General features: G+C 76.8%; 1 protein-coding gene. It reads right to left on the minus strand.

The genetic code is table 11. The features are described from left to right. On the minus strand, positions 1 to 1,100 hold a 1,100-nt coding region (locus DKL51_RS18055), incomplete at both ends, for an aminotransferase-like domain-containing protein (protein WP_148097813.1).

Here is a 1,100-nt window from a genome sequence, read left to right on the forward strand (position 1 = left end):
ACGCAGCACCCGGGCCAGGATGTCCAGCGCGGCCGGGTACGCGTGCGACGGTGGCCGGCCGTACCCGACGACCAGGCCCGGTGGTTGGCCCTCCGGCCGGTGCCAGTGACCGCCCAGCCCGCCCAGCGCCAGGCCCCGGGCGGCGGCCGCGGCCAGGATCTCCGCCTCCGTCGGGCCCTCTGCCGGCAGGTGGACGGTGGCATGCAGGCCGGCCGAGATGCCGCCCAGCGTGAACCGCCGCCCGGCCGGCGCCAACCGCTCCATCAGCAGGTCCCGGCGCTGCCGGTAGCGGCGGCGGACCGTGCGGATCTGCCGGTCGTAGCCGTGGGAGGTGATCAGGTCGGCGAGGGCGAGCTGCCCGATGGTCTCCGAGTGCAGGTCCAGGTGGCGCTTCGCCTCCACCACCGGTTCGACCAGCCGGGCCGGCAGCACCAGCCAGGCCAGTCGCAGCGCCGGGCCGAGCGTCTTGGCCGCGGTCCCGACGTAGGCGACCTGCTCGGGAGCGGTGCCCTGGACCGCGCCCACCGGCTGCCGGTCGTAGCGGAACTCGCCGTCGTAGTCGTCCTCGACGATCAGGCCGTTGCCGGCCCGCGCCCAGTCGGTCAGCGCGTGCCGCCGGGTCGGGTGCAGGGTCACCCCGACGGGAAACTGGTGCGCCGGCGTCACCACCGCGGCGGCGACGTCGGCGAGCACGCCCACGCCGAGCAGGTCGGTCCGGGCGCCGCGGTCGTCCACCGGCAGCGGCAGCACCGTCCCGCCGTGCCGGCCGACCACCTCGCGGTGGAAGGCGAGGCCCGGGTCCTCCATCGCGAGCGTCGGCGTGCCGGCCTCGCGGAGCACGGTGGTGAGCAGGACGAGCGCCTGGACGTACCCGGTGGTGATCACGATCCGCTCGGGAGCGGCGAGGACGCCCCGGGCCCGACCGAGGTAACCGGCGAGGGCGGTGCGCAGCTCGGGTCGGCCGCGCGGGTCGCCGTAGCCGTAGGCGTCCGCGGTGGCGACCGTGAGCGCCCGCCGGGTCGCCCGCAACCAGGCGGTCACCGGGAAGGCGGCCACGTCGGGGCTGCCCGCGCGGAGGTCGTATCGAAGCGGGGTGGGAC

Origin of the sequence: Micromonospora globispora (assembly GCF_003857015.1) — a bacterium.
GTDB lineage: Bacteria > Actinomycetota > Actinomycetes > Mycobacteriales > Micromonosporaceae > Micromonospora > Micromonospora globispora.